The organism is Escherichia sp. KCJ4928, from assembly GCF_004352695.1.
Taxonomy (GTDB): domain Bacteria; phylum Pseudomonadota; class Gammaproteobacteria; order Enterobacterales; family Enterobacteriaceae; genus ECMA0423.
In genome coordinates this window covers 1-709 of sequence record NZ_SJWV01000511.1, presented here as the reverse complement: position 1 = coordinate 709, position 709 = coordinate 1, and the positions used below count along the sequence as shown (strand labels likewise).

Annotated in this window: 1 protein-coding gene and 1 pseudogene; both read left to right on the top strand. The window is 55.3% G+C overall.

Translation table 11 applies throughout. The features are described from left to right. On the top strand, nt 1-173 hold a 173-nt coding region (locus tag E0D98_RS25210; RefSeq protein ID WP_165941072.1), incomplete at its 5' end, for a type IV secretory system conjugative DNA transfer family protein. Beyond that, nucleotides 157-709: pseudogene (locus tag E0D98_RS25205) on the top strand (plasmid transfer ATPase TraJ); the annotation flags it as partial. The gene E0D98_RS25210 and the pseudogene E0D98_RS25205, both read left to right, overlap by 17 nt.

Below are 709 nucleotides of genomic sequence, written 5' to 3'. Positions count from 1 at the left end.
TCACACGTCCAGATGTCACAGAGCAGATGCAGACGGTTACCGGCAACGGGCAAAAACTCATCACTGGCGATCGCGTCCGCCGCCTGAAAACACATGCTGAATTTACGCTGCAGAAATCGCGCTGGCGTCCTCTTGTCAGCACCGAAGGAGAGAAAAATGATATCACCAGATGACTTCGGTACCTTCCCCTTCTCCCGTTTTACGGCAGAAGAGTTTCGCCATTTTTTTGCCTGGTGTGCCCGCCACCGCGTCAGTGATATTGATCTGACCGGCGGTTCACCGGTATCCGTCAGTCGCTTTGGACGGCGGGTTCGCTCATCCGTAAATCCCCTTCCGTCTTCCATCATGATGGCACTGAGTGATGAGCTGTTTGGGCGGGAGGTTCTTCCCCGGGTTCTGTCAGGTCATCCCGTGGATCGTACCATTCAGGTCAGCGGAGATGCCTCCGGCCGCTATGGCCTGCAGCGAGGTCAGCGTGTTCGCCTGCGCTGCCACCTGATACAGGGAACATCGGCAACAGAAGAAAAAGCCATTTCCGTCACCATGCGGGTGATCCCGTCAGATATTCCGGACATCCTCACTATGAATATTGAACCGGATCTGCTGGATGCCATGCTCAGAAAAACCGGCCTGGGCTTCATCTGCGGAGAAACCGGCTCCGGGAAATCCACACTGGCGGCGGCACTGTATCGCCACATTCTGAAAAATT